Source organism: Cellulosimicrobium sp. GQ32, from assembly GCF_059758455.1.
The window spans coordinates 256,528-280,350 of sequence record NZ_JCAXEP010000006.1 but is presented as its reverse complement, the minus strand read 5'-3'; the positions used below and the strand labels follow the sequence as shown (position 1 = coordinate 280,350).

The window sequence follows — 23,823 nt, the reverse complement described above, 5'->3', positions numbered from 1 at the left end:
GCGGACGAGGTCGGGAGGCAGCGCATGCGCGTGGTGGTCGTCGGGGCGAGCGGGAACGTCGGCACGGCGGTGCTGCGCCGGCTCGCGGCCGAACCCGTCGTGACGTCCCTCGTGGCCGTCGCGCGACGCGTGCCGCGCGCCGACGGCTCGAGCACCGTGCGGGCCCCGCACGACGCGGCGACGTGGCGGTACGCGGACGTCGCCGCGGCCGACGCGGACGAGCGGCTCGACGCCGCGTTCGCCGGGGCGGACGTCGTCGTGCACCTCGCGTGGGCGATCCAGCCGAGCCACGACCGCAAGCGCCTGCGCCGCGTCAACGTCGAGGGCACGCGGCGGGTGGTCGAGGCCGCGCAGCGCGCCGGGGTCGCGCACCTCGTCGCCGCGTCGTCGGTCGGCGCCTACTCGCCCGCCCCGTACGCGGGCGACGCGCGCGACGTCCCCGTCAACGAGGGCTGGCCCGTCGAGGGCGTGCCCGGCTCGTCGTACTCCGAGGACAAGGCGGCCGTGGAGTCGCTCCTCGACGAGGTCGACCGCCACAGCGGGATCGTCGTCTCGCGCGTCCGCTCGGCCCTGGTGTTCCAGCGCGACGCCGCCTCCGAGATCGCCCGGTACTTCCTGGGTCCGTTCGGCACGCGCGCGCTCCGCCGCGCACCCCTGCCCACCGTCCCGCTGCCCGACGGCCTACGGCTCCAGGTGGTGCACGCCGAGGACGTCGCGGAGGCGTACGCGCGCATCGTGGTCGGCCGGCACCCGGGACCGTTCAACGTCGCGCACCCCACGGTGCTCACGCCGCAGGACGTGGCGGACGTCGTCGCGGACGGCTCGCTGCGCACCGTCCCGTACGGCACCGCGCGCACGGCGGTCGCGGCCGCGTGGCGGGCCCGCCTGGTGCCGGTCGGAGAGGGCTGGCTCGACATGGCGATGCGCGTCCCCGTGCTGGACACGAGCCTCGCCGGGGAGCTCCTGCGGTGGCACCCGGCACACGGCGCGAAGGACACGCTCGCCGAGCTCGTCGACGGTATCCGTGACGGCGCCGGCACCTCGACCCCGCCGCTCCTCCCCCGCTGAACTCACCCGGCTGCGCCCCGGGCGTCGCCGAGCACGACATGAGGGTCGCTACCCGTGGGATAGCGACCCTCATGTCGTGCTCGGCGCGCGGGTGCGCGTGCGTCAGCTCTCGAGCGCGGCGTCCAGCGTGATCGTCGGGACACCCGCGAGCGCCTTCGACACGGGACACGTCGCCTTGGCCGTCTCGGCCGCCTGCTGGAACCCGGCCTCGTCGATGCCCTCGACCTCGCCCCGGACGGTGAGCGCGATCGTCGGGATCTGGAAGCCACCGGCCGGGTCCGGCGCGAGCGTGACCTCGGCGGTCACCTCGAGCGAGACGGGCGTCGCGCCCGCCTCGGCGAGCACCGCCGAGAACTGCATGGCGTAGCAGGACGAGTGCGCGGCGGCGATGAGCTCCTCGGGGCTCGTGACACCGCCCGCGTCGTCCGCGGCGCGGCGCGGGAACGAGACGTCGTACGTGCCGACCTTCGAGCTCGACAGCTCGACCTGGCCCTGACCGTCCTGCAGTCCACCGTTCCAGGCGGTACGAGCGATACGCGTGGGCATGCGAGATCTCCTTCGACGTCGGGGTGCCCGGGAGGGACCGGGCTCGTCCCGACCGTAACGCCCCGACGGCCCGCCTGCCCCCGAGCGCGGTGCACGTCACAGTGCCGCGAGATCGGCGGTCCCGGTCGAGATCGGCGGTCGCAAGCGCCGATCTCGACCGCAGGCGCCGAGGTGGCGGAGCGCTCACGCGAGCGCCGCCCGGGCTCTCGGCGCCGCGCCCGTAGAGTGAGCGCCCGTGAGCGTCGAGGAGATCCTGGGGTTCGTCACGGGCGCCGCGTGCGTGTGGCTCGCGGTGCGGCAGAACGTGTGGACGTTCCCCGTCGGGCTGGCCAACAACGTCGTGTTCCTCGTGCTGTTCACCGGCACCGGCCTGTACGCGAACGCCGGGCTCCAGGTCGTGTACCTCGTGCTCGGCGCGCTCGGCTGGTACTGGTGGCTCCGCGGCGGCACCGACCGGGGACGGCTCGTCGTGCACCGCACGCCGCGCGCGGCGTGGGTGGTCGGGCTGGCCGCCGCCGCGGCGACCACGGCGGCGCTCGTCGCCGTCCTCACCACGTGGACCGACTCCGCGGTGCCGTTCTGGGACGCCCTCACGACGTCGTCGAGCCTGCTCGCGCAGACGATGCTCGGGCGCAAGTGGATCGGCAACTGGTGGGTGTGGATCGCGACGGACGTCGTGCTCGTCGGGCTCTACGCGAGCCAGGGCCTGTGGCTCACCGCCGCGCTCTACGTGGGGTTCGTCGCGCTGTGCGTGCAGGGTCTGCGCGAGTGGTCGGCGGCACGGCGCGACCCCGGCGCGGAGCCGGCGGCGGGCACCGCGGAGACGCGTGCCGTCGGCCCGGCCCCCGTGCCCGACGACGCGGAGCAGGCCCGGTGACGCGGCTCGCCCACGGCCTCGTGATCGGCAAGTTCTACCCGCCGCACGCCGGCCACGTGCACCTGGTCCGCACCGCGCTCGCGCGCTGCGAGCGCGTCACCGTCCAGGTGCTCGCCTCGACGCGCGAGTCGATCCCCGCCGCGCTGCGTGCCGCGTGGCTGCGGGCCGAGCTGCCCGGTGCGCGGGTCGTGCACGGGCTCGACGACGCGCCCGTCGACTACGCCGACCCGGACGCGTGGGACGAGCACGTCAAGGTCATGCGCTCCCTCCTCGACCCGGACGACCCGCCGGTCGACGCGGTGCTCACGTCCGACCGGTACGGGGTCGAGCTCGCCCGGCGGTTCGACGCGACGTGGGTCCAGGTGGACCCCGACCGCCGCCACCTGCCCGTGTCCGGGTCGGCCGTGCGCGCCGACCCCGCGGCGCACTGGTGGGCGCTGCCCGCGCCGGTCCGGTCCTGGTACGTGCGGCGCGTCGTCGTGCTCGGCGCCGAGTCCACCGGCTCGACGACGCTCGCCGCCGACCTCGCCGCCCACCTCGGGCTCGACCCGGTGCTGGAGTTCGGGCGCGAGTGGTCCGAGGTCCGGCCCGGCGGGCTCTCCGCACCGTGGCACACCGCCGAGTTCGACCTCGTCGCGCGCGAGCAGGCCCGGCGCGAGGACGACGCCGCCGCGACGTCGCCCGTCCCGCTCCTCGTGTGCGACACGGACGTGCTCGCCACGACCCTGTGGCACGAGCGCTACGTGGGCCACCGCTCCCCCACCGTCGAGGCGCTCGCCGCCGCCCGCCGCCCCGACCTCTACGTCCTCACCGGCGACGAGATCCCGTTCGTCCAGGACGGCCTGCGCGACGGCGAGCACGTGCGCCACGCGATGCAGCACCGGTTCCGCGAGGTCCTCGCCGCGACCGGCCCCCGCCTCGGCGACCCGGCCGACGTCGTGCAGCACCTCGGCCCCGCCGAGCTCCCGACACCGGACGGCGCCCACCCCGGCGTCCCGTGGTTCGAGGTGCGCGGCGACCGGGCGAGCCGGCTCGCCCAGGCCCTGGCCGCCGTCGGGCCGCTGCTCGCGACGCCGCGCCACGTCGCCGACCCGCTCCCCCAGGCCGGGACCGACGCCTTCTGATCCCCAGGCCCGCCCGGGCGAGGCCCGCGGACCTGGCACGGACGTCCCCACGACCCGCGCACGGCGGTGGCAGGATCGGCCCGTGACCGATCTCGAGCACGTGTCCTCCGCGCCGACCCGACCACAGCCCGCGGGGCAGGCCGCGCGCGACCCGTTCGCCCTGAGCGTCGACGACCTGTTCGGCACGCCCGTCGCCGAGGCGGGCTCTGACGGCGGCACGGTCCCGAGCGGTCTGCCGCTCGACGAGAAGCTGCGCCAGGCGTACTTCTGGGTCGTCAACCACGCGATCATCAGCCCGCACTACGACGTCGAGTTCGCGGCGCCCGGCGCGCGGGAGACGAGCTTCCGCCTCGGCGACTCGAAGGCGCTGCTGACGCTGCCGAGCGACCAGTCGTACTCGAGCTTCGTGCTGCTGCCGCTCCTGACGTTCGCCGTGCGCGGGCGGTGCCTCATGATCGGCGGGCCGGGCCGTGGGAAGACCGCGAGCGCCGTGCTCATGGGCGTCCTCGCCGGCTACCCGGTGCGCGAGGTGCGCCGCGCCATGCAGCACGGGCACCCGCAGCTCACCGTGTCGGACCTGTTCGGCACGCCCCTGCCCAAGGACCTCGTGCAGGCGGACAGCCTCGCGGACGTGGACGTCGCGTGGCGCTCGTGGCTGGGCATGCGCGTGAAGATCGTCGACGAGTACAACCGCATCCCGACGCGCACGCAGTCGGCGCTGCTCACGGTGCTCGCGGACGGGTACGTCGAGGTCTACGACCAGGTGTACGAGACGGGCGACGCCGCCTGGTACCTCACGGCGAACGACGACGCGGGCGGCGGCACGTACCAGGTCGTGGACGCGCTGCGGGACCGCATCGACGTCGTCGTGCACGCGCTGCCGTTCAACAACCGCTTCCTCGGCGACCTCGTGGCGCGGGCCGAACGGCGCGTGCGCCCGGAGGAGAACGTGCCGCCCGAGATCGTGTTCGACGCCGCCGAGCACGACGCGCTGCACGCCGCGATCCTCGCCGTCCCGTTCCCGGAGCCGGTGCGCCGTCGCCTCGAGTTCTTCGCGAGCCAGCTCGAGGTGCTGGAGCGCGCGGGGTGGCAGTTCGAGTACCGGACCAAGGACACGGCGCGCGTCGCGGGCGTCGACCCGCACCTCGTCGCGACGGCGGACACGGGCCGCGACCGCCTGGGCGACGTGGGCGCGCAGACGCTCAACGGCCTGTCGGTGCGCGCGCTCCAGTCGCTCGTCGCGTACGCGAAGGCGATGGCGTACTTCCGCGGGGACGCCGAGGTGGAGCTCGCCGACCTGCGCGCGGTGCTCCCGTTCGTCCTGCACGACAAGCTGCTCCCGGACCTCCAGTCGGCCCCGTTCGACGACCGCGAGCGCGAGCCGCTGCGCTCGGACCGCGTGTCGTGGATCCGCGACCTGTTCGACACGGCGTGCCGGCAGTACGACGCCGCCGGCCTCGACGACCAGGACGACGTGGGGGCAGTCCTCGCGGACGTCGCGGCCGGGTTCGAGGGGCTGCCCGAGGCGGACGTGCTGCGCCGGCTCGCCCGGATCGAGCAGGTCCTCGCGTCGTGGGAGAAGCACGCCAAGCTCCACGGCCACGTGTACGAGGACGCGCTCGCGCTCAAGTACGCCCACCAGCGGTACACGAACTACCTCGCGTGGCTGCGCTGGAGCGGCGCGTGACCGGGGTCGCCACCGGTCCCGCACCAGAGGCGCGCGAGGTCGCACCGGCCGCGTTCTCGTCCCGCGCGCTCGCCGCGCGCGAGCGCTACGACGCGGCGCTCGCCCGCGCCCTGGCGCTCGGCGCGGACCGGGAGGTGCTCGCCGAGGCGGTGCGCGAGGCGGCCGTCGCGGCGGACCCGCTCGCCGGCCCGCTCGGGGCCGACGCCTTCGCGGCGACGTGCGACGCGCTCGTCGACGCGGTCGCGCGGCTCGTGGCGGCGCGGCGCTGGCGCGTCGGCGGGCCGGAGCGGCACGCCGTCCTCGACCTGGTGCCGCGCCTGGGACCGTGGCTCGCGGCAGCGCCCGCGGTCACGGTCGCAGCCGTCGTCGACGGCGCGCGGGCCGTCGGCGGCGGGCCGGGGTCACGGGGGGACGTCGCAGGCTGGGCGGCGCGCGTCGTCGCCGCAGCCGAGGCGACGCCCGCCGCGGGGCCAGGTGCGTCGGCGGCCGGCACGGTCCGGGGCGCGGTGCTCGTCGCCGCGTGGCGCAGCGGGCTCGTGCGCTACCGGGGCGCGGCGCTGGACGCCGCGCGCTCGCTCCCGGCACAGGTCGCACGGGCGGCGCTCTCGCTCCCGGCGACCGGCACGGACGCGCGCACCGGTCCCACCGACCTGGGGACCGTGCTCGACCGCCACGCCGCCGACCCGTGGTGGTGGCCCGCCGACGGCGAGGGCGACCAGGAGTGCGACGGCCGCGCCGGCACGAGGTGGGTCCGCCTGCCGGGTGCTCCCGGTCCTGCCCAGGTACTGGGCCGGTTCGGCGGCTTCCGCGGGTTCGGCGGCCCGTGGCGGTCGCCCGCGCTTGTCGTCGGTGCCGACGCGCGCCACCCGGGCCTGCGCTGGGTGCTGCTCTCGACCGGCGACGGCCCGCCGGCCGCGGCGGGCACCGCGGCCGACGGCACGCACGCCGTCACGGTCGGGGACGAGACGGTCGAGTGGACGCTCGTCGCCGACGTCCACGGCGCGTTCGTCGCGCGCGCCCCGGGTTCCGGCGACCACGCGACGGGCACGGTCACCCCGCCCAGGCCCGACGCCGTCGGCCAGGGGCTGCACGGGTCGGACCACGGTCCCGCCGGCCGGCGTGCGGCCGCACCGGCCCCCGACGACGTCCTGAGCGACGTGAGCGGCGCCGCGGTGGTCGAGACGCCGTCGGGCCGGCTCGCGCTGCTGAGCCGGACCGGCTCGTACGACGTCCTCCTCGTGCGGTGGCCCCGGTGAGCGCGGCGGCACGGGAGCGCCCCGACGCACCGCCCGACCTCGGGGCGCTGCGCGAGCGGTGGCACGCGGCGTGGCCCGAGGCGCTCGCGGCCTGGGGGCGGTTCACGCGCCTGGGCGCCCCGACGCTGCACGGCCCCGGCACCGCCCCGGAGGGGGTCGGGTCGTTCGCGTGGTTCTCGACGACGCGCGTGAGCGTCCACGTGGACCTCGCCGAGGTCGTGGAGCTGGGGATCGAGGACCACGCGGTCGCGGTCCTCGCGCACGAGGTGGGGCACCACGTGCTCTCCCCCGGCGACCTCACGACGAGCGCGCTCCTCGTCGCGCGCACGCGCGCCGGGCTCGTGGACCAGGACCAGCTCGCGCCGCTCACCGCCAACCTGTGGAGCGACCTGCTCATCAACGACCGGCTCCAGCGCCGCGCCGGGATCGACCTCGCCGGGCTGTGGCGCGCGCTGGGCCCGGGGACGAGCACGGTCATGCAGACCGTGCTGCGCGCGGACGAGATCCTCTGGGGCCTGCCCCGCGGCGACCTCACCGCATCGGACGTCCCCGTGGCCGAGCGTGAGGCGACGCTCGTGGCCCGGCTCGTGCGCGCTTACGCGGACGACCCCGTCGGCGGCGCCGCGGGGTTCGCCGCGCTGCTGCGCACGCTGCTCGCGTCGGAGGCGGGGTCGCCGGCGACCGCGCAGGACCCGCGCCGCCGGGCACGACCCGAGCTCGGCGACCGCGAGGCCCGTCGGCGCCACCTCCGGCGTCGGCGGTCCACGCTGCCCCAGGTGGTCTGCGGCCAGGACGAGGTGGCCGGGGCGGTCCCGGGCGGGCTCGCGACCGACCCGCGCGCCGTCGAGCCCGTGCGCCACCCCGCGCTCGACCCGCGCGTGGTCGGGGACCTCGGGCTGGGCGCGGACGACGAACCCCCGGCGCGACCGGACTCCGCGCAGCACGCCCCTGGGGCGGGCGGCGAGGGCGCGCACGACGCGACCGGCCAGGCCCTCGCGCCGGCGGACTACGACGCGACGCTCCGGCTGCTCGGGCTCACGACGGACGCCGCGGCGTCGGCCCGGCGCTGGTACCGCGAGCACGCCGCGCCCCTCCTCGTCCCGTTCCCCGTGCGCGAGCACGTGCGCGCCACCGAGCCGCTGCTCGGCGCGCACGAGCAGTGGGACGTGGGCGACGAGCTGAGCGAGGTGGACTGGACGGGGACGTTGCTGCGCTCGCCCGTCGTCGTGCCGGGGTTCACGACCGTGCGCCGGTCGGTCGACGAGGACACGGGCGACGAGCCCGACCGCGTGCCCGTCGACCTCGACCTCTACCTCGACTCGTCCGGCTCGATGCCTGACCCGACGCGGCGGGTCGCACCGATCGCGCTCGCCGGGGCCGTCCTCGCGCTCTCGGCGCTGCGCGCCGGGGCGCGCGTGCAGGCGACGACGTGGAGCGGGCCGCAGCAGGTCGCCGGGACGGACGGGTTCGTGCGCGACGAGGACCGCGTGCTCGACGCGGTCGTCGCGCACTTCGGCGGCTCGACGTCGTTCCCGGTGCCGCTCCTGGAGCGCACGCACCTCGGCGACCCGGCCACCGGGGCCGCGCCGACGCGCACGCGCCCGTGCCACGTCGCCGTCATCTCCGACGACGGCGTCGTCTCGATGTTCGACGATGTCGTCCGGCTCCGGTGGGGCACGCGCCCCGACGCCGAGCTGGTCGCGCCCCACGAGGGCACCGCGGCGCGTGCCGTCGCCGCCGCCGGGGGCGGGGGCACGCTCGTGCTGGACGTCTCGGCGAAGGGCGCCGAGACGGTGCGGGGGTACGCGGTCGGCTACCGGGTCCACGCCGTGCAGACCCAGGAGGATCTCGTCGCGTTCGCCCGCGCCTTCGCGCGCGAGCTGTGGGGCACCTCGACGGACGCCCCGACGGACGCCCCGGCCGGCGTCCGGACAACGCGAGGTCGATCGGAAGGAGCCCGCCGTGGCCGATGACCCCGCCCGACCCACGGTCGAGGGCCCCGCGCTCGCCGACGTCGTGCACCGCCTGGCCGACACGCCCCCGGACGTGCTGGACCATCCCGTGGTCGCGGCCGCCGCGCTCGTCGGCGACACCGCGGACCTCCTCGCCCGCACCGCCGCGGGCCCCGCCGCGGTCGGCGTGCTGCGCGGCTCGCAGCGCGCCGCCGTGGAGGCGCTGTGCACCCACGCCCCGTACGCGGCGCTCGCCGGGACGGTCTGCTGGCTCCTGCGCGACGAGCACCTGCTCGCCGCGCCCGCGTTCCGGGCCGCCGCGACTCCGGGCGCGCTCGTCCGGGTCGTCGAGCAGACCGTGCCCGCCCTGGCGCTGCTGCGGACGCCGGACGACTGGCTGCACGCGCCCACGGCGCGCGAGGAGCTGGCGCGCGCCGTGCTGCGCGAGCTCGGGCTGCGGCCCGCGGGCGAGAGCCCCGAGGTGGCCCAGGACCGGTGGGCCGCCGTGAGCACGGCGGAGCAGCGCCGGATCGCGCGCGAGATGGCCCAGGAGGCGCGGCGGGCCGAGCAGCTCGCGCGCGAGCTCGCGGAGAAGCGCGCCAAGGAGGCCGCCGCGCAGTACGCGAACTACTGACGAAGCTCCTGACGAGGACTCCATGACGACGACACCCGACGACGCCCCCGACCTCACGCTCGACGAGTACGCCCCCGGCTCGGCGGTCGCGCTCACCGACGCGGAGCGCTGGCCCACGCTCGACGACGCCGGCCGGGCCGCGCTCGACGCCGTGCGGGACCACCCCGCCGCGCCCGCCTGGGTCCACGTCACCGGCGACCGGCTGCGCCCCGACGACCTGCCCGTGCTCGACGAGGTCGCGGCCCGCCTCGCCGCCGGCCGCCCCGACGCCCGTGCCGACACCCGCGCCGAGGACCGGGGCGTGCCGCCCGCCGCCGCGGACGGGTCGCCCCTCGCACCGCCCGCCTGGGTGCGCACGCTCGTCGACCGCGCGCACGCCGTCGTGCCGCGGTACCGCCGGGCGCGCGACCGCGGCGAGAGCCGTGCCGGGTCGCCCCTCACCGCGGTCCGCCCCGTCACGCGCGACGACCTGCGGCACGACGTGTCGTCGTTCGTCCCGGTGGACGTGCCGCTCGGCCGCGTGCTCGAGGGCACGAGCTCCGGCAGCACCGGCGCGGCGGTCCGCGTCCCTCTGCACCCGGTGGCCGTCGCGGCGGACCTCGTGCTCCTGCAGCACCTCGTCGCGCGCACGGGCGCGGCCTGGGAGCCCGCGCCCGGCCGCCTGGGCCTGATGAACCTCGTGGACCAGCGCGAGGCGTTCACGTACGCGTCGGCGATGACCGGGTTCCGCCGCGGACCGGGTGTCGCCGCCCCGAGCATGGCGCGCGTGAACCTCGACCCCGGCGCCTGGAGTCACCCCGGCGACCGCACGGCGTTCCTCGCGGCGCAGGACCCGCAGGTGGTGTCGAGCTCGCCGCTGCCGCTCCTCGCGCTCGCCCGGCTCGCGGAGGAGCAGGGCCTCGCGCTGCACCCGGTCGCGCTCGTCAGCGGGGCCGCGCACCTGTCCGACGTCGCCCGCGCACGCCTGCGCGCGACGTGGGACGTGCCCGTCGTGGACCTCTACGGGCTGCGCGAGACCGGCGCGGTCGCGGCCCGCACCGACGCGGGGCCGTTCGTCGTCGTCGCGGGCCGGCGCGTCTGGGTCGAGGTCCTCGACGACGACGGGGCGCCGGTCCCCGACGGCGACCTCGGCGAGGTCGTCGTCACGGTCGACGAGAACCCGTACCTGCCGCTCCTGCGCTACCGCACCGGGGACCGCGCGCGGATCGTGCGGCGCGGGGAGCTGGTCGAGCTGCACGACCTCGAGGGCCGGTCCCCCGTGCGCTACCTGCGGCCCGACGGCGCCTGGGTGCCGTCGGTCGACGCCGCCCAGCACCTCCAGGCGCACGGCATGGCCGCGTGGCAGCTCCACCAGTCCGCCGACGGGAGCGTCGCGCTCGACGTCGTCCCCGACGTCCCGGGCGACGCCGGGGCGCGGGCCGCACGGGCCGCGGGCGACGCCGTCGGGCACCTGCTGGGGCGCCGCGTCACCGTGCGCGAGGTGAGCCCGGCCCGGCTCGGCGCCGGTCGCGCGCGCCGCTGGTCCAGCGACGTGCCCGGCGGTGCCGCGTGACGGCTCAGCCGAGCTGGCCCACCGGGCGGTAGACGACCGAGGACGCCTTGTTGTCGAACGTGCCCAGCGTCGCGCAGTGCGGCGTGCAGTTCTTCTTGGCGCCCGCGTAGTTGTAGGCGTCGTAGAGGGTCACCCAGCAGCCCGCGTAGGTCGTCGCGGAGGTGACGACGTTGTTCATGAGCAGGTTCGCGAGGTTCGGGAAGCCGTAGGTCGAGCCGGTGTAGCACCCGTTGGTGCCCGAGCCGTAGAGCACCTTGGACGCGCCCTTGTAGTTCGCGTCACGCCACAGCACGCCCAGGACGAGCGAGCTGGCGGCAGCGGCGGTGGTGGCGCGCTCCGTCCCGGCGAGGCGCTGCCCGGCCGGGGCCGGCGACGCCGACGCGTTGAGCTCCGAGACCAGACCCTCGACCTCCGCCGGCGTCGCGTCGGCGAGCCGCGACGAGGCGACGTCGCCGCCCGAGACGAACTCGAGCGCCTCCTCGAGCGAGCCGAAGCACACCTCGGGCGCGGGCGGGAGCGTGTCGGGGTCCTGGCCCGGAAGGAGCGGCTGCGCCTCGACCGCGCAGCTCTCGCCGGTCGAGACCTGCGCGTCGTCGGCGGGGGCGGCGCCACGGTCCCAGGTCACGACCCGCAGGTCCGGCTCCGACGCGAGGGCCGGCGCCGCGGCGGCGGCGCTGAGGACAAGTCCGGCGACGAGCGTGGCGGACAGGACGCGGAGCGAGGATCTGGTCATGGTTTCTCCTTCTGCGTGGGCCACGCCCCCGGGTTCGCACCCCGTGGACCTGCCGCGGGAAGGGGACTCCCACAGGACGGCCACGTCCTGTGACCCCGCCCGCATCGTAGAGCGTGCGGTGCCCGTTGTCTCCGGCGTGTCGCCGACCTCCGCACCCGCCGCTGGGCAGGTCGGGCACTCGTTCGTTACCGTGCTCGGGTGGCCTCCGTCCCACCCGGGCGAGACCGCTGGGAAGGACCCATCCACGAACCCTTCGCCGAACCGGCCCTGCCGGGGAGATGAGTGTCGATGAAGCACCGTTCTCTGCCCGTGTCGCTGACCGCTGCCGCCGCGAGCCTCGCCGTCGTCGCCGCGGCCGCCGCACCTGCCGTCGCGGACCCGCCGCCCGACCCCGGGGACTCCCTCGGCGTGCAGTCGGGCGCCTCCCTCGCCCCTACGGACAAGGTCGCCCCGTCCCTCGCGAAGGCGACCGGCACCGTCACGGCGTTCGTCGAGCTGGACGCGCCGTCGGCGGTCGACCTGACCGCGCAGGGCGCGAGCCCCGACGAGGTCGAGGCCAACGCGCAGGAGGTCGCGCAGCTCGCGGACGACGTCGTCCCGCAGCAGGCGACCGCCCGCAGCGCCGGCGCGCGCGACCCGCAGCAGGTGTCGGTGACGAGCACGCTCGTCGCGGGCGTCGTCGTCACGGGCGACGCGGCCCGGGTGCGCGACCTCGCGCGCGACGCCTCGGTCGTCACGGTGTACCGGATCATCCCCAAGAAGCCCGCGAACAAGGGCACGGACGTGTTCACGCGAGCGCTCGAGACGTGGCAGAGCACCGGCCTCACCGGCGAGGGCGTGCGCATCGGCATCATCGACACGGGCATCGACTACACGCACAAGGCGTTCGGCGGCCCCGGCACCCAGGAGGCGTTCGACGAGGCCTACGGCGACCGCGGCACCGGCCCGGTCCCCGAGGGCACGTACGACGAGCTGAAGTTCCTCGGCGGCCATGACTTCGCCGGGTACGACTACGACGCGAGCGGGACCGTCCCCGGCACGACGCTCGTGCCGACGCCCGACGAGAACCCCATCGACTCGCTCGACTCGGTCGGCTCGGGCCACGGCTCGCACGTGGCCGGCACGACGGCGGCGTACGGCGTCACGGCGGACGGCGAGACGTTCGACGGCGACTACTCCACCCTCACCGACATCTCCGACTGGCAGGTCGGCCCGGGCTCCGCGCCCGAGGCCGGCCTGTACGCGCTCAAGGTGTTCGGCGACCTCGGCGGCTCGACGGGCGTCGTCGTCGACGCGCTCGAGTGGGCGGCCGACCCCGACGGCGACGGCGACCTGTCCGACCGCCTCGACATCGTCAACCTCTCCCTCGGCTCCGACGGCTCCCCCGCGGACGACCCGGAGAACCTCTTCATCGACCAGCTCTCGCGCCTCGGCACGCTGTCCGTCATCGCCTCGGGCAACGCGGGCGACGTGACCGACGTCGGCGGCTCGCCCGGCAACGCACGCACCGCCCTCACGGTCGCGAACTCCGTCGGCGACACCCAGACGTTCGACGCGGTGCGCGTCGAGGCGCCGGCGTCGCTCGCGGGCCCGTACCCGGCGCAGAACTCCCAGAGCTACGCGGGCGGCGCGGACGTGACCGCACCGGTCGCGTTCGTCGCGGACGACTTCTCGGGCTGCCAGGCGTTCACGCCCGAGCAGGCCGCGGCCGTCGACGGCAAGATCGCGTTCCTCTACTGGGACGACAACGACGCGACGCGTGCGTGCGGCAGCGCCGCGCGGTTCAACAACGCGCAGGCCGCGGGCGCCGTCGGCGTGCTGCTCTCCTCCGAGCTCCCGTCGTTCGTCGCGGGCATCGCGGGCAACGCGGGCATCCCCGGCGCCCAGCTCACCGGCCCGAGCCACGACGCGCTGCGCCCGGCGATCGAGGCCGGCGAGGTCACGATGACCATCGGCCCGTCGCTCGCGCTGTCGTCGTTCGTCTCGATCCCGGAGATCGGCGACACGCTCAACAGCGGGTCGTCGCGCGGCGTGCACGGCTCGCTCGGCATCGCCAAGCCCGACGTCGCGGCCCCCGGCACGGGGATCGCCTCCGTCGCGTCGGGTCACCTGGACGGCGCGAGCATCAAGTCCGGCACCTCCATGGCCACCCCGCACGTCGCGGGCATCGCGGCGCTCGTCAAGGAGGCCCACCCGGGCTGGGCGCCGGCCGAGGTCAAGGCGTCGGTCATGAACACCGCGACGCACGACGTCTTCACCGGGCCGTCGGGCACGGGCACCGCCTACGGCCCCGAGCGCGTGGGCTCCGGGCGCGTCGACGCCGTCGACGCGGTCGGGAACACGACGCTCGCCTACGCGTCGCAGGACTCCGACCAGGTGTCCGTGGCGTTCGGCGTCGTGCCGGTCGGCAAGGACACCGTGACCGTGCGCAAGACCGTGACCGTGCAGAACACGGGCGACGCCCCGAAGACGTACGCGACGAGCTTCGCGCAGTCGAGCACGGCGGGCGGCGCGACCGTGTCCGTCGCCCCGGCGTCGGTCACCGTCCCCGCGGGTCAGCGCACGGTCGTCACCGTGACGCTCACCGCGGACCCGGCGACGCTCGCCAAGGAGCTCGACCCGACGTCGTCGGACGACTCCGGCCTCGGCGTGCCGCGCGACTACGTGTCGTCGGTCAGCGGCCGCGTCGTCCTCACCCCGACGGACGGCGGCGCCGCGCTGCGCGTCCCGGTCCAGGCGTCGCCGAAGCTCGTGAGCGACCTGTCCGGCAAGGCCGTGGCGTTCCCGGGCTCGGCGACCACCGCCGACCTCGACCTCGACGGCCGCGGCGTGGCCTCGGGCGGCTGGTACTCGCTCGTCGCGCCGTTCGAGCTCAAGACGACGAGCCCGCGCCTCGAGGCGGACGCGGCGGTCGGGGCCTCGGCGTCGGCCATCGCGGCGGCCGACGTGCGCGCGGTCGGCTTCACGTCGACGGCGCCGCAGGTCGCGGCGGACGGCGGCGACCCCGCCGACGGCGTCATCGGCATCGGCGTCGCGGTCGACGGGCAGTGGGCGAGCCTCGGCTCGGTGTCGATCCCGGCGGTCGAGGTGGACGTCGACTCCGACGGCACCGCGGACTTCGAGGTCGCGGCGATCAAGTACAACAGCGAGACCGACCTGACCCTCGCGGCGACGTTCACCCTCAAGGACTGGACCGCTCCGGACGGGACGGCGTACGAGGCCGGCGACAACGTCGACCTCCAGCCGATCAACTCCGTGTGGGGGAACGTCGACACCTCGGTGTTCGACAACAACGTCGTCGTGATCCCGGTGGGCATCGGCTCGCTCGGCATCGAGGAGGGCGACGTGCCGACCTTCCAGGTCCTCACGTACTCGCCGTACTCCCAGGCCGCCGACCAGCTCGTCGACGCGACCGAGACGTTCACGGGTGACCCGTACGACCCGGCCTACTGGTTCGACGGCGGCGACCAGCTCCTGTACGTCGGGGCCGACGACACGTCGATCCCGGTGCACCGCTCGGAGGCCGCGGCCGAGGCGGGCAGGGGCAAGCTCCTGCTGCTGCACCTGCACAACGCGACGCCGACCAAGCGCTGGCAGACCGTGGACGTCACGACGTCCGCCGTCGTCGACGCGACGGTCACCGCCGAGGCGCGCTGCCTCGGCGGCAAGGCGCACGTCGCGGTCCGCGTGCTCAACGAGTCGGGCGCCACGGCCGACGTCGTGGTCACCACGCCGTACGGCGAGAAGACGTTCCCGAACGTCAAGGACGGCAAGAACGCCTACCAGTCCTTCTCGTCGCGCTCCGCGTCGTTCGACGCCGGGTCCGTGACCGCGACCCTCACCGCCGAGGTCGACGGCGAGGAGGTCACGACGACCTACGACGCCGACTACGAGGCGCTGAGCTGCTCGTAGTCGTCATCGGCCGCCAGCGGCCGTCAGCAGTCGGCCGTACGCACGACGGCGAGGGCCGCCATCCGAGACCGGGTGGCGGCCCTCGCCGCGTCAGGGTGCGAGACGACGCGTGCCGGGCCGCACCATCGCCGTGCGGTCAGGGGTCTCGAACCCGAACTTCGCGTAGAGCCCGTGGGCGTCGTCGGTGAACAACGTCCAGCGGAACCGCGACCCGGGGCCCTCGTCGATCATCGTCCGCACGAGGAGCGTGCCGACACCACGACCGCGGTCCGCCGGGTCGACGACCACGTCTGCCAGGTAGGCGTCGTTCACACCGTCGGACACTGCCCGGGCGAACCCCACCTGGCGACCGGTCGCCCCGTCGTAGACGCCGACGACCCGCCACGCGCCGTCGATCTGCCGCTCCACGTCGGCGCGTTCCCGCCAGCGGTGCCAGTAGACCTCGGTCGAGAGCATGCGCCAGATCCAGTCGCGGTCCAGGTGGCGAGGGTCGTCGTCGGTGGTCAGGGACACCCTGACATGATGCCCGCCCCCGCGCCGCGCGCGCAGGGGCGCCTTCTCGGGCGGCACGTCGGCTCCGGCGGCTACGCTCGCGGCGTGAGCGACTTCCCCACCCCTGACACGTTCTTCGCCCTGCGCCCCGGCTCCGCCGCGGGGACGGGGCCCGCCGGAGGCCCCGGCCTGCGCCTCGCCGTGCACGACCTGGGCGAGATCGTCCTGCCCAGCGGCCGGCTCGAGGCGTCCGACCCGTTCACGCTGCTCGGCGAGGGTCTCGTCGTGCAGGTCGAGCCGGGCCGGTACCCCGTGCGCGTCACCGTCGCCGACGTCTCCGACGAGCAGGACGGCTCCCACCTGCGTGAGGCGTACCTGAGCGTCGTGCTCGCCGAGGGCGAGGTGGCGGCCGTCGAGCCGGTCGTCCCCGAGGGCGCCGACGGGCCTCCCGAGGCCGGTGCGGCCTACGGCGTGCCCGTGGACGCCGGGACGGTCGCGTTCGCGGACGCGGACGCCGTCGCGCGCCTCATGCCGGACGGCGACTGGTACGACGAGGTGTTCGACGACGGCACGGACACGAGCTGGTTCGCGCTGACGGACTCGCCCGACCACCTGCGCGAGGGGTCGGCGAACATCCTGCTCCCGGGCGCCCAGGAGGGCGAGAACGTCGTGCTCTCCCACTCGGGGTGGGGCGACGGCTTCTACCCGCTCGTGCGCACCGTCGCGGCCGACGGCACCGTCCTCGGCCTGCACCTCGACCTCCTCGTCGCCCTCCCGGACGACGACTGACCCCGTCCGGACGGAGCAGCGGAGCCGACGCGACGTCGCTCTGGAGTGGCAAGCCCGGTCGTCCGGCGCAACCATGGGATCACGGCACGACACAGTGACCGACGGGTGCCCCCGCCGCGAGCTGGGTCGGCAATGGCGGGGGCGATCCACATGTGCACTGGAATCAGGTTCTCGGACGAGCACGGTGGCGTCTACCTCGCACGAAACCTCGACTGGACGAGCGGGTTCGGGCAGCAGGTCGTCGTGACGCCCACCGGCTACTCCCCGAGCTCGCCGTTCGGTGCCGTCCGCGGCATCGAGCACGCGACCATCGGGATGGGCATCGTGCAGGAGGACACCCCGCTCTACTTCGACTGCGGCAACGACGCGGGCCTGGCCGTGGCCGGACTCAACTTCCCCGGATATGCGCACTACGCGCCAGGCCCGGTCGAGGGTGCGGTGAACGTCGCCGCGTACGAGTTCCCCCTGTGGGTGTGCGCGCAGTTCACGACCGTGGACGAGGTGGAGGCGGCGCTCCGCGACGTGGTGATCGTCGACCGGCCGATCAACGACGCGTACCCGAGCTCGATGCTCCACTGGATCATCGGCGACTCCCGGCGCGCGATCGTCGTGGAGCACACGGCCGACGGGATGCACGTCTTCGACGACGACGTGGACGTCCTCACCAACCAGCCCGGGTTCACCTGGCACCATGAGAACCTGCGCAACTACCTCAACGCCTCGCCCGACTTCCCCGAGGACACCGTCGTCGGCCGGGCGCACCTCGCCCCGTTCGGCTCCGGCTCGCACATGCGGGGGATCCCGGGCGACTACTACTCCCCGTCGCGATTCGTCCGCGCGGCGTACGTCAACTCCCACTACCCGACCCGTGGGACCGAGGCGGAGAACGTCAGCCGGGCGTTCCACACGTTGCAGCAGGTCGCGATGGTGGACGGCTGCGCCGCGATGGGGTCGGGCGAGTTCGAGATCACGGTCTACACGGGGCTCTTCTCCTCCAGGACGGCGACCTACTACTGGAACACCTATGAGGACCCGGCCGTCCGGAGCGTCGCGATGGCCGACCACGCCGCCGACGGCTCGAAGCTCGTCCTCGCCTAGCACGAGGCCGAGCAGCGTGCCTGCTCCCCCGACATCGCAGCGGCGCTGACCCGCTCGCCGGGCCGGACCTGCGGCTCCTGCCGGTACGAGCGCAGGTGCACACCTGGTGGGAGACCCCACGGACCTTCCGTCCGTCTCGTGCTCGAGACGCTCCACCGCACGAGCCCAGGCGCATCGCCGCGCCGCGCCGACGACCTTCGACGAAGGGAAGACCATGTCTGGATCAACCCGTGGTGCACAGTCCGAGGACCGCGACGTCGTCGCCCTCAACCCGCTCTTCGCCCGACCCGGGGAGGCCACCGAGCTGCCCCGCAACGTCCTGCCGCAGGACGAGTCCCTGCCCGAGACGGCCTACCAGATCGTCCACGACGAGGCCATGCTCGACGGCAACGCACGCCTCAACCTCGCGACGTTCGTGGGGACGTGGATGGACCCGTCGGCCCAGCGGCTGTACGAGCAGACCGCCGACAAGAACATGATCGACAAGGACGAGTACCCGGCCACCGCGGCGATCGAGACACGCTGCTGGAAGATGCTGGCAGGGCTGTGGCACGCCCCGGACCCGGAGGGCACGATCGGGACGTCGACCATCGGGTCGTCGGAGGCCGCGATGCTCGGCGGGCTGGCGCTCAAGCGGCGCTGGCAGCACGCGCGCCGGGCCGCCGGGAAGTCGACCGAGAAGCCGAACCTGGTCCTGTCGAGCGCCGTGCAGGTGTGCTGGGAGAAGTTCTGCAACTACTGGGACGTCGAGGCGCGATACGTCCCCATCTCGTACGAGCACAAGGTGCTCGACGGGTTCGAGCTCGAGAAGTACGTGGACGAGAACACGATCGGGGTCGTCGCGATCCTCGGGGTCACGTACACCGGGATGTACGAGCCCGTCACCGAGATCGCCGCGGCCCTCGACCGGATCCAGGAGTCGACGGGCCTGGACGTCCCCGTCCACGTGGACGGCGCGTCGGGCGCGATGATCGCGCCGTTCCTCCAGCCCGACCTCGAGTGGGACTTCCGGGTCCCGCGCGTCGCGTCGATCAACACCTCGGGGCACAAGTACGGGCTCGTCTACCCGGGGCTCGGCTGGGTCGTCTGGCGCGACGTGGCGTCGCTCCCCGAGGACCTGGTCTTCCGCGTCAGCTACCTCGGCGGTGACATGCCGACGTTCGCCCTCAACTTCTCGCGCCCGGGCGCACAGGTTCTGCTCCAGTACTACCTGTTCCTGCGCCTCGGGTTCGAGGGCTACCGGAAGGTCCAGCAGGCATCGCAGGACGTCGCGAAGTACCTCTCCGGCGAGATCGCGAAGATGCCGCAGTTCGACCTGTGGAACGACGGGAGCGACATCCCCGTCTTCGCCTGGAGCGTCGCCGAGGGGCACGGTGAGAACTGGAACCTGTACCACCTGTCGGACCGTCTGCGGCTCAAGGGATGGTTGGTCCCGGCCTATCCCATGCCTGCGGACCTCGAGACGCTCACCGTCCAGCGCATCGTCGTCCGCAACGGCCTGAGCATGGACCTCGCGCACGCGCTGATCGACGACCTGCGCACCGAGGTCGACTACCTCGAGGCCCTGTCGGGTCCCATGCCCGTCGAGGGCCAGCACCCAGGGTTCCACCACTGAGGGGGCAGACATGACCACGAGCCAGCCGGGCGACCGCGCCCGGTCGAAGGCGGCCCTCCGGGGTCCCTTCGTCCGGGCGGACGGAACCCACGCACCCGGGCCTGAGCACGTCGCCCCGCACCCGTACGGTCAGGACCCGCAGCACACCGGGCCGGCCATCGGCGCTCCCGCCGCGACCGCGACGACCTTCCTCTCGGTCTTCCAGCTCGCGATGCTCACGGTCGTCACCGTGGCCTCGCTGCGCTCGCTCCCCGCCATGGGGGCCTACGGACTCGGGTCCATCACCCTGTTCGTCATCCCCGCGATCGTGTTCCTCGTGCCGACGGCCCTCGTCGCCGCGGAGCTGGCCACCGGGTGGAAGGGCGGCGTGTACACCTGGGTCCGGGAGGCCTTCGGCAACCGGATGGGCTTCACGGCCATCTGGCTGCAGTGGATCCAGAACGTGGTCTGGTACCCGACGCAGATCGCCTTCATCGCGGCCAGCCTGTCGTTCGTGGTCGGGAACCAGGGTCTGGCGGACAACGGCCTGTACACCGCGGTCGTGATCCTCGTCCTGTACTGGGGATCCACGCTCATCACGCTCAAGGGTGGCAACCTGTTCGCCAAGGTGGGGTCGTGGAGCGGCATCCTGGGAACGCTGCTCCCTGCCGTCCTGCTGATCGTGCTCGGCGCGATCTGGCTCGCCACGGGCGAGAAGTCCGAGACGTCCTTGGAGGCGTCCGCCGTCGTCCCGCCGTGGACCGGGATCGCGTCGATCGTCCTGGTGGTCTCCAACGTCCTCGCGTACGCAGGGATGGAGGTCAACGCCGTCCACGCGAACGACCTCAAGAACCCCGGCAGGGGGTTCCCCAGGTCGATCGCGATCGCCACGTTCCTCATCCTGCTCGTCTTCATCCTGCCCACGATCGCCATGGCGGTCGCGGTCCCCAAGAAGGAGCTGGGCCTGACGAACGGCATCAACCTCGCGTTCGAGGTCTTCTTCGACAAGTGGGACATGCCGTGGGCCGTCACCGCGATCTCGGCGCTCATCGCGCTCGGAGCGTTCGCGTCCGTCGTCACCTGGATCGCCGGTCCCTCGCGAGGCCTGCTGGCCGCGGCCAGGACCGGCCTGCTGCCCCCCTCGCTCCAGAAGCGCAACAAGGCGGGTGTGCAGGTGGGCATCCTCGGGGCCCAGGGTGTCGTCGTGTCCGTCCTGGCGCTGCTCTTCATCGTCATCCCGAACATCAACACGGCGTTCATCGCGCTCATCGACATGGCGGCCGCTCTCTACCTGATCATGTACATGATGATGTTCGCCGCGGCCATCCGGCTCCGCCGCTCCAAGCCGGACGTGGTGCGGTCCTACCGCACCCCCGCGATGAAGGCGGTCGCGGGCGTCGGCTTCGTCGCGTGCGCCGTAGCGTTCGTCCTCGCCTTCGTCCCGCCCGAGGGTTTCACCGGAGTCCCGCCCGGTGCCTACCCGTTCGTGGTGGCGGCCGTCGTCGTGGTCCTCGGTGGGCCTCCGCTGCTCTTCTACGCCCTGCGCAAGCCCTCGTGGGACCAGCGCACGCCGGGTGAGAGCGAATCGACGGAGAGCATCCTGGTCAACCCGCCCTCCCGCGGCGACAGCTAGGTACGCGCACCGGCCGCCGATCGTCGTGGCGAACGGTTCCGACGGGTCGCTGAGGTCGCTGTGGTCGGCCTGCGCGTCGCGAGCTGGCTCGACGAGCGCCTCTCCCCGGTAGCGGGCTCGGCGCCGGGCAGCCCCGGTCAGACGCGCGCGCCCAGGCCCTGCAGCTCGAGCACCAGGCCCTTGATCGCCGCGGCCGGGACCTGGCCCGAGTCGCTCTCGACGATCCCCGCGACCGACGCCGGCACCTCGGCGTCGGAGCACAGCACGAGCGGGGTGTCCGCCGAGGAGCCGGGCAGCCGGCCGTGCGAGCCCTTCACGTACGACGCGTCGAGCGGGACGGTGCTCATGGCGTACCGCAGGCCGACCTTCTTCTTCACGAGGTTGAGGCCCGCCTTCGCCTTCGCCAGCTTGTCGGCCGGGTCGAAGAACAGCTCGGCGGGGTCGTAGCCGGGCTTGCGGTGGATGTCGACGCCGCGCGCGTACTCCGGCGCCCGCGCGTCGTCGAGCCAGAAGTAGTACGTGAACCAGGCCCCCGGCTCCGCGACGACGACGAGGTCGCCGGAGCGCTCGTGGTCGAGCCCGTACCGGGCCTGCGCCTCGCGGTCGAGCACCTCGTCGACCCCGGGGATCCCACGCAGCAGGTCGGCGACGCGCCGCTGGAGCCCGGGGTCGTGCTGGTCGCCCAGGTAGACGTGCGCGACCTGGTGGTCCGCCACCGCGAACGCGCGCGACGTCCACGGGTCGAGCTGCTCCTTGCCGTCCTGCACGTAGACCTCGAGCAGGCCCTCGCGACGCAGGATCCGGTTGAGGTGCACGGGCCGGTCGGCGTCCGCGATCCCGTACTCGGAGACCACGAGGACGGTCACGCCCTGGTTCGCGGCGTCGTCGAGCAGCGGCGCGAGGGTCGCGTCGAGCTCGGCCGCGGCGGCGTCGGCCTGCGGCGACGTCGGTCCGAACCGCTGGAGGTCGTAGTCGAGGTGCGGGACGTACGCCATCGTGAGGTCCGGGGCGTGCGTGCGCAGCACGTGCCGCGTCGCGTCGACGATCCACCGGGACGACGAGATGTCCGCCGTCGGGCCCCAGTACGTGAACAGCGGGAACTCGCCGAACCGGCCCACGAGGTCGTCGTGCAGCGCCGGGGGGCGCACGTACGCGTCGGGGGACTTGCGACCGTCGGCGTGGTAGATCGGGCGCGGCGTGACGGTGACGTCCGTCGTCATGCCCATCGCGTACCACCAGCAGACGTTCGCCGACGAGTACTCGCGGCGCGCCCGGCGCGCGGCCTCCCACAGCTTCTCGCCCTCGACGAGCCGGGCGTGCTGCCGCCACAGGTACACGTCGCCGAGCTCGCGGAAGTACCAGCCGTTCCCGACGATCCCGTGCTGCGACGGGCTGAGCCCCGTCGTCATCGTGGCCTGGACGCTGCACGTCACCGCGGGCAGCACCGTCGCGAGCTCGGACTGCCAGCCGCTCGCGGCGAGCTGGCGCAGTCGCGGCATGTGCGCGAGCGCGGTCGAGGTGAGCCCGACGACGTCGAGCAGCAGCACGGGCTTCATGCGGTCCTCCTGGTGGTGGTGTCCTTCTCGCCGAGCACGACATGGCCCGTCGGCGAACCCGACATGGGCGCCGTCAAAGGCTCGTTCGCGTCCCTCATGTCGTGTTCGGCGGGGGTGGGGGTCAGGTGGGTGGTGGCCCAGCGGAGCTCGGCCGCGATGCCCGCGACGAGCGAGTCGGTCGCCGCGCCCTCCGGGAGCACCGACCACGTGTACGTCTCGACGTCGAGGTGCGCCTCGTCGCCGTGCGGGGCCGCCCGGACGGCGTCGACGGCGTCGCGCAGGACGTCGGTCGTCGCCGCGAGCGGCGCCGCGGGCTCGTGGTGCAGCGGCACGTGGAAGTGCACGCGCCACGGCCCCTCGCCCGGCAGCGCGTGCCCGACGGCGTCCCCCGGCCCGGGCGCAGGCCCGTCGCCGAGGGCGTCGGGCAGGTCGTCGGCGGCGAGGACGTCGCCCGACGCCGTGAGCTCGCGCACCTGGTGGATGTAGCGCTTCTCGGCGAACGCGCCGACGGCCGCGCGCGCGGCCGGGTCGGACGGCTCGTCCACGTGGAGCGCCGCCGACGCCTGCACCTTGACCACGCGCAGCCCGGCGTCGGTGATGCGACGCACCGTGGCCGCCGTCCCCGCGCGGCGGTCCGCGAAGGACACCGCGAGGTGGCACGTGTCGAGGCACACCCCGACGTGCTCGGGGTCGATCCGCTCCTCCCCGGCTGCCGCCTCGGCACCGTCACCACCCGTGCGCGCCGCGAGCCAGGCCACGACGTCGTCCACCGTGTCCAGCACGCAGCCCGGCTCGGGCTCGACCGCGACGCGCACGACCTTCCCCGTCCGCTCGTGCAGGTCGCGCAACCCCGCGCCGAGGGCGACGAACGCGCGGGTCGCCGCGTCGTCGTCGGCCGCGGACCACGGTTCGCGCCAGGCGAGCGGGAGGGTCGAGATCGACCCCGCCACGCCGTCGGGCAGGAGGTCCGCGAGCACCTCGGCACACTCGAGCGTGTACGCGAGCCGCTCGGGCTGCGCCCACGTGGGCGTGTACACGTCGAGCTTGACGACGTCCGCGTGGAAACCGCCGTACGGGAACGCGTTGAGCGTGTGGACCTGGAGTCCCTGCTCGTCGAGGACGGCGCGCAGCCACGCCCGGTCGGCCGGCGACGCGGCGAGCCGGTGTGCGAGCGTCGCGGGCATCCAGAGCCCGACCCCGAGGACGTCGAGCCCTGCGGCCACGCGGACCGGGCCCGCGTAGGTCACGAGCTGCTCGACGACCCCGTCGAGGTCCTCGGCGGGGTGGACGTTGGTGCAGTACGACAACAGCACGGTGGTG

The 23,823-nt window shown here is 74.5% G+C and carries 18 protein-coding genes; 13 read left to right on the top strand and 5 right to left on the bottom strand.

Features of this window, described 5'->3' with window-relative positions:
* Positions 1–24 precede the first annotated feature (24 nt).
* The gene (locus tag AC6CH9_RS12510; protein ID WP_498155169.1) at positions 25–1,068 is read left to right on the top strand and encodes an NAD-dependent epimerase/dehydratase family protein; all 1,044 of its coding nucleotides are present in this window, start codon (positions 25–27) and stop codon (positions 1,066–1,068) included.
* 102 nt (positions 1,069–1,170) lie between these two features.
* On the opposite strand, the gene AC6CH9_RS12505 is transcribed toward AC6CH9_RS12510, so the two are convergent.
* A complete protein-coding gene (locus tag AC6CH9_RS12505; RefSeq protein ID WP_141390928.1) occupies positions 1,171–1,614 on the bottom strand; it encodes an OsmC family peroxiredoxin in 444 nt (147 codons plus the stop codon).
* 235 nt (positions 1,615–1,849) lie between these two features.
* Between AC6CH9_RS12505 and pnuC the strand changes: the two genes are divergently transcribed.
* The 7 genes from pnuC to AC6CH9_RS12470 all read left to right on the top strand — a co-directional run bounded on the left by pnuC (position 1,850) and on the right by AC6CH9_RS12470 (position 10,696).
* Positions 1,850–2,491, top strand: coding sequence for a nicotinamide riboside transporter PnuC (pnuC, locus tag AC6CH9_RS12500; protein ID WP_498155168.1), 642 nt, complete (start codon positions 1,850–1,852; stop codon positions 2,489–2,491).
* Positions 2,488–3,615, top strand: coding sequence for an AAA family ATPase (locus tag AC6CH9_RS12495; RefSeq protein ID WP_498155167.1), 1,128 nt, complete (start codon positions 2,488–2,490; stop codon positions 3,613–3,615). The genes pnuC and AC6CH9_RS12495 overlap by 4 nt, the downstream gene beginning before the upstream one ends.
* Positions 3,616–3,697: 82 nt before the next feature.
* Complete coding sequence (locus AC6CH9_RS12490; protein ID WP_498155166.1) at positions 3,698–5,302, top strand: MoxR family ATPase; 1,605 nt, start codon at positions 3,698–3,700, stop codon at positions 5,300–5,302.
* Positions 5,278–6,558, top strand: a complete 1,281-nt coding sequence (locus AC6CH9_RS12485) for a hypothetical protein (RefSeq protein ID WP_498155165.1) — start codon at positions 5,278–5,280, stop codon at positions 6,556–6,558. Before AC6CH9_RS12490 ends, AC6CH9_RS12485 begins: the two co-directional genes overlap by 25 nt.
* Positions 6,555–8,531, top strand: a complete 1,977-nt coding sequence (locus AC6CH9_RS12480) for a hypothetical protein (protein ID WP_498155164.1) — start codon at positions 6,555–6,557, stop codon at positions 8,529–8,531. The genes AC6CH9_RS12485 and AC6CH9_RS12480 overlap by 4 nt, the downstream gene beginning before the upstream one ends.
* Positions 8,521–9,144: a hypothetical protein gene (locus tag AC6CH9_RS12475; protein WP_498155163.1), complete on the top strand. Its 624-nt coding sequence runs from the start codon at positions 8,521–8,523 to the stop codon at positions 9,142–9,144. The genes AC6CH9_RS12480 and AC6CH9_RS12475 overlap by 11 nt, the downstream gene beginning before the upstream one ends.
* Positions 9,145–9,166: 22 nt before the next feature.
* The gene (locus tag AC6CH9_RS12470) at positions 9,167–10,696 is read left to right on the top strand and encodes an AMP-binding protein (RefSeq protein ID WP_498155162.1); all 1,530 of its coding nucleotides are present in this window, start codon (positions 9,167–9,169) and stop codon (positions 10,694–10,696) included.
* A 4-nt stretch (positions 10,697–10,700) separates the two neighbouring features.
* Here AC6CH9_RS12470 and AC6CH9_RS12465 read toward each other — a convergent pair whose 3' ends face one another.
* Positions 10,701–11,429 carry a hypothetical protein gene (locus AC6CH9_RS12465; protein ID WP_498155161.1) on the bottom strand — a complete coding sequence of 243 codons (729 nt, stop codon included), beginning with the start codon at positions 11,427–11,429 and terminating at the stop codon, positions 10,701–10,703.
* Between the two features lie 288 nt (positions 11,430–11,717).
* On the opposite strand from AC6CH9_RS12465, the gene AC6CH9_RS12460 reads away from it, so the two are divergent.
* Positions 11,718–15,341: a S8 family peptidase gene (locus AC6CH9_RS12460; protein ID WP_498155160.1), complete on the top strand. Its 3,624-nt coding sequence runs from the start codon at positions 11,718–11,720 to the stop codon at positions 15,339–15,341.
* Between the two features lie 90 nt (positions 15,342–15,431).
* On the opposite strand, the gene AC6CH9_RS12455 is transcribed toward AC6CH9_RS12460, so the two are convergent.
* Entirely contained in the window at positions 15,432–15,854 is a 423-nt protein-coding gene (locus tag AC6CH9_RS12455) for a GNAT family N-acetyltransferase (RefSeq protein WP_498155159.1), read from the bottom strand.
* Positions 15,855–15,938: 84 nt separating this feature from the next.
* On the opposite strand from AC6CH9_RS12455, the gene AC6CH9_RS12450 reads away from it, so the two are divergent.
* From AC6CH9_RS12450 to gadC, 4 genes are all read left to right on the top strand, one after another.
* Positions 15,939–16,622 (top strand): DUF4241 domain-containing protein, encoded by a 684-nt coding sequence (locus tag AC6CH9_RS12450; protein ID WP_498155158.1) that lies wholly within the window; start codon positions 15,939–15,941, stop codon positions 16,620–16,622.
* Positions 16,623–16,772: 150 nt separating this feature from the next.
* On the top strand, positions 16,773–17,720 hold the full coding sequence (bsh, locus tag AC6CH9_RS12445) for a choloylglycine hydrolase (protein WP_498155157.1): 948 nt from the start codon (positions 16,773–16,775) through the stop codon (positions 17,718–17,720).
* A gap of 214 nt (positions 17,721–17,934) precedes the next feature.
* Positions 17,935–19,335: a glutamate decarboxylase gene (gad, locus tag AC6CH9_RS12440; RefSeq protein ID WP_498155156.1), complete on the top strand. Its 1,401-nt coding sequence runs from the start codon at positions 17,935–17,937 to the stop codon at positions 19,333–19,335.
* A 10-nt stretch (positions 19,336–19,345) separates the two neighbouring features.
* The gene (gene gadC, locus AC6CH9_RS12435) at positions 19,346–20,947 is read left to right on the top strand and encodes a glutamate/gamma-aminobutyrate antiporter GadC (RefSeq protein ID WP_498155155.1); all 1,602 of its coding nucleotides are present in this window, start codon (positions 19,346–19,348) and stop codon (positions 20,945–20,947) included.
* Between the two features lie 137 nt (positions 20,948–21,084).
* On the opposite strand, the gene AC6CH9_RS12430 is transcribed toward gadC, so the two are convergent.
* Together AC6CH9_RS12430 and eboE are read right to left on the bottom strand one after the other, a co-directional pair.
* A complete protein-coding gene (locus AC6CH9_RS12430) occupies positions 21,085–22,503 on the bottom strand; it encodes an alkaline phosphatase family protein (protein ID WP_498155154.1) in 1,419 nt (472 codons plus the stop codon).
* Entirely contained in the window at positions 22,500–23,816 is a 1,317-nt protein-coding gene (gene eboE / locus AC6CH9_RS12425; RefSeq protein WP_498155153.1) for a metabolite traffic protein EboE, read from the bottom strand. The genes AC6CH9_RS12430 and eboE overlap by 4 nt, the downstream gene beginning before the upstream one ends.
* Positions 23,817–23,823: the final 7 nt, after the last annotated feature.

What these genes read in the sequence shown, in the direction of transcription:
- AC6CH9_RS12505 (WP_141390928.1), bottom strand. Translation starts at nt 1,614, where the DNA reads ATGCCCACGCGTATCGCTCGTACCGCCTGGAACGGTGGACTGCAGGAC.
- AC6CH9_RS12510 (WP_498155169.1), top strand. Translation starts at nt 25, where the DNA reads ATGCGCGTGGTGGTCGTCGGGGCGAGCGGGAACGTCGGCACGGCGGTG.
- bsh (WP_498155157.1), top strand. Translation starts at nt 16,773, where the DNA reads ATGTGCACTGGAATCAGGTTCTCGGACGAGCACGGTGGCGTCTACCTC.
- AC6CH9_RS12465 (WP_498155161.1), bottom strand. Translation starts at nt 11,429, where the DNA reads ATGACCAGATCCTCGCTCCGCGTCCTGTCCGCCACGCTCGTCGCCGGA.
- gadC (WP_498155155.1), top strand. Translation starts at nt 19,346, where the DNA reads ATGACCACGAGCCAGCCGGGCGACCGCGCCCGGTCGAAGGCGGCCCTC.
- AC6CH9_RS12430 (WP_498155154.1), bottom strand. Translation starts at nt 22,503, where the DNA reads ATGAAGCCCGTGCTGCTGCTCGACGTCGTCGGGCTCACCTCGACCGCG.
- gad (WP_498155156.1), top strand. Translation starts at nt 17,935, where the DNA reads ATGTCTGGATCAACCCGTGGTGCACAGTCCGAGGACCGCGACGTCGTC.
- AC6CH9_RS12470 (WP_498155162.1), top strand. Translation starts at nt 9,167, where the DNA reads ATGACGACGACACCCGACGACGCCCCCGACCTCACGCTCGACGAGTAC.
- AC6CH9_RS12460 (WP_498155160.1), top strand. Translation starts at nt 11,718, where the DNA reads ATGAAGCACCGTTCTCTGCCCGTGTCGCTGACCGCTGCCGCCGCGAGC.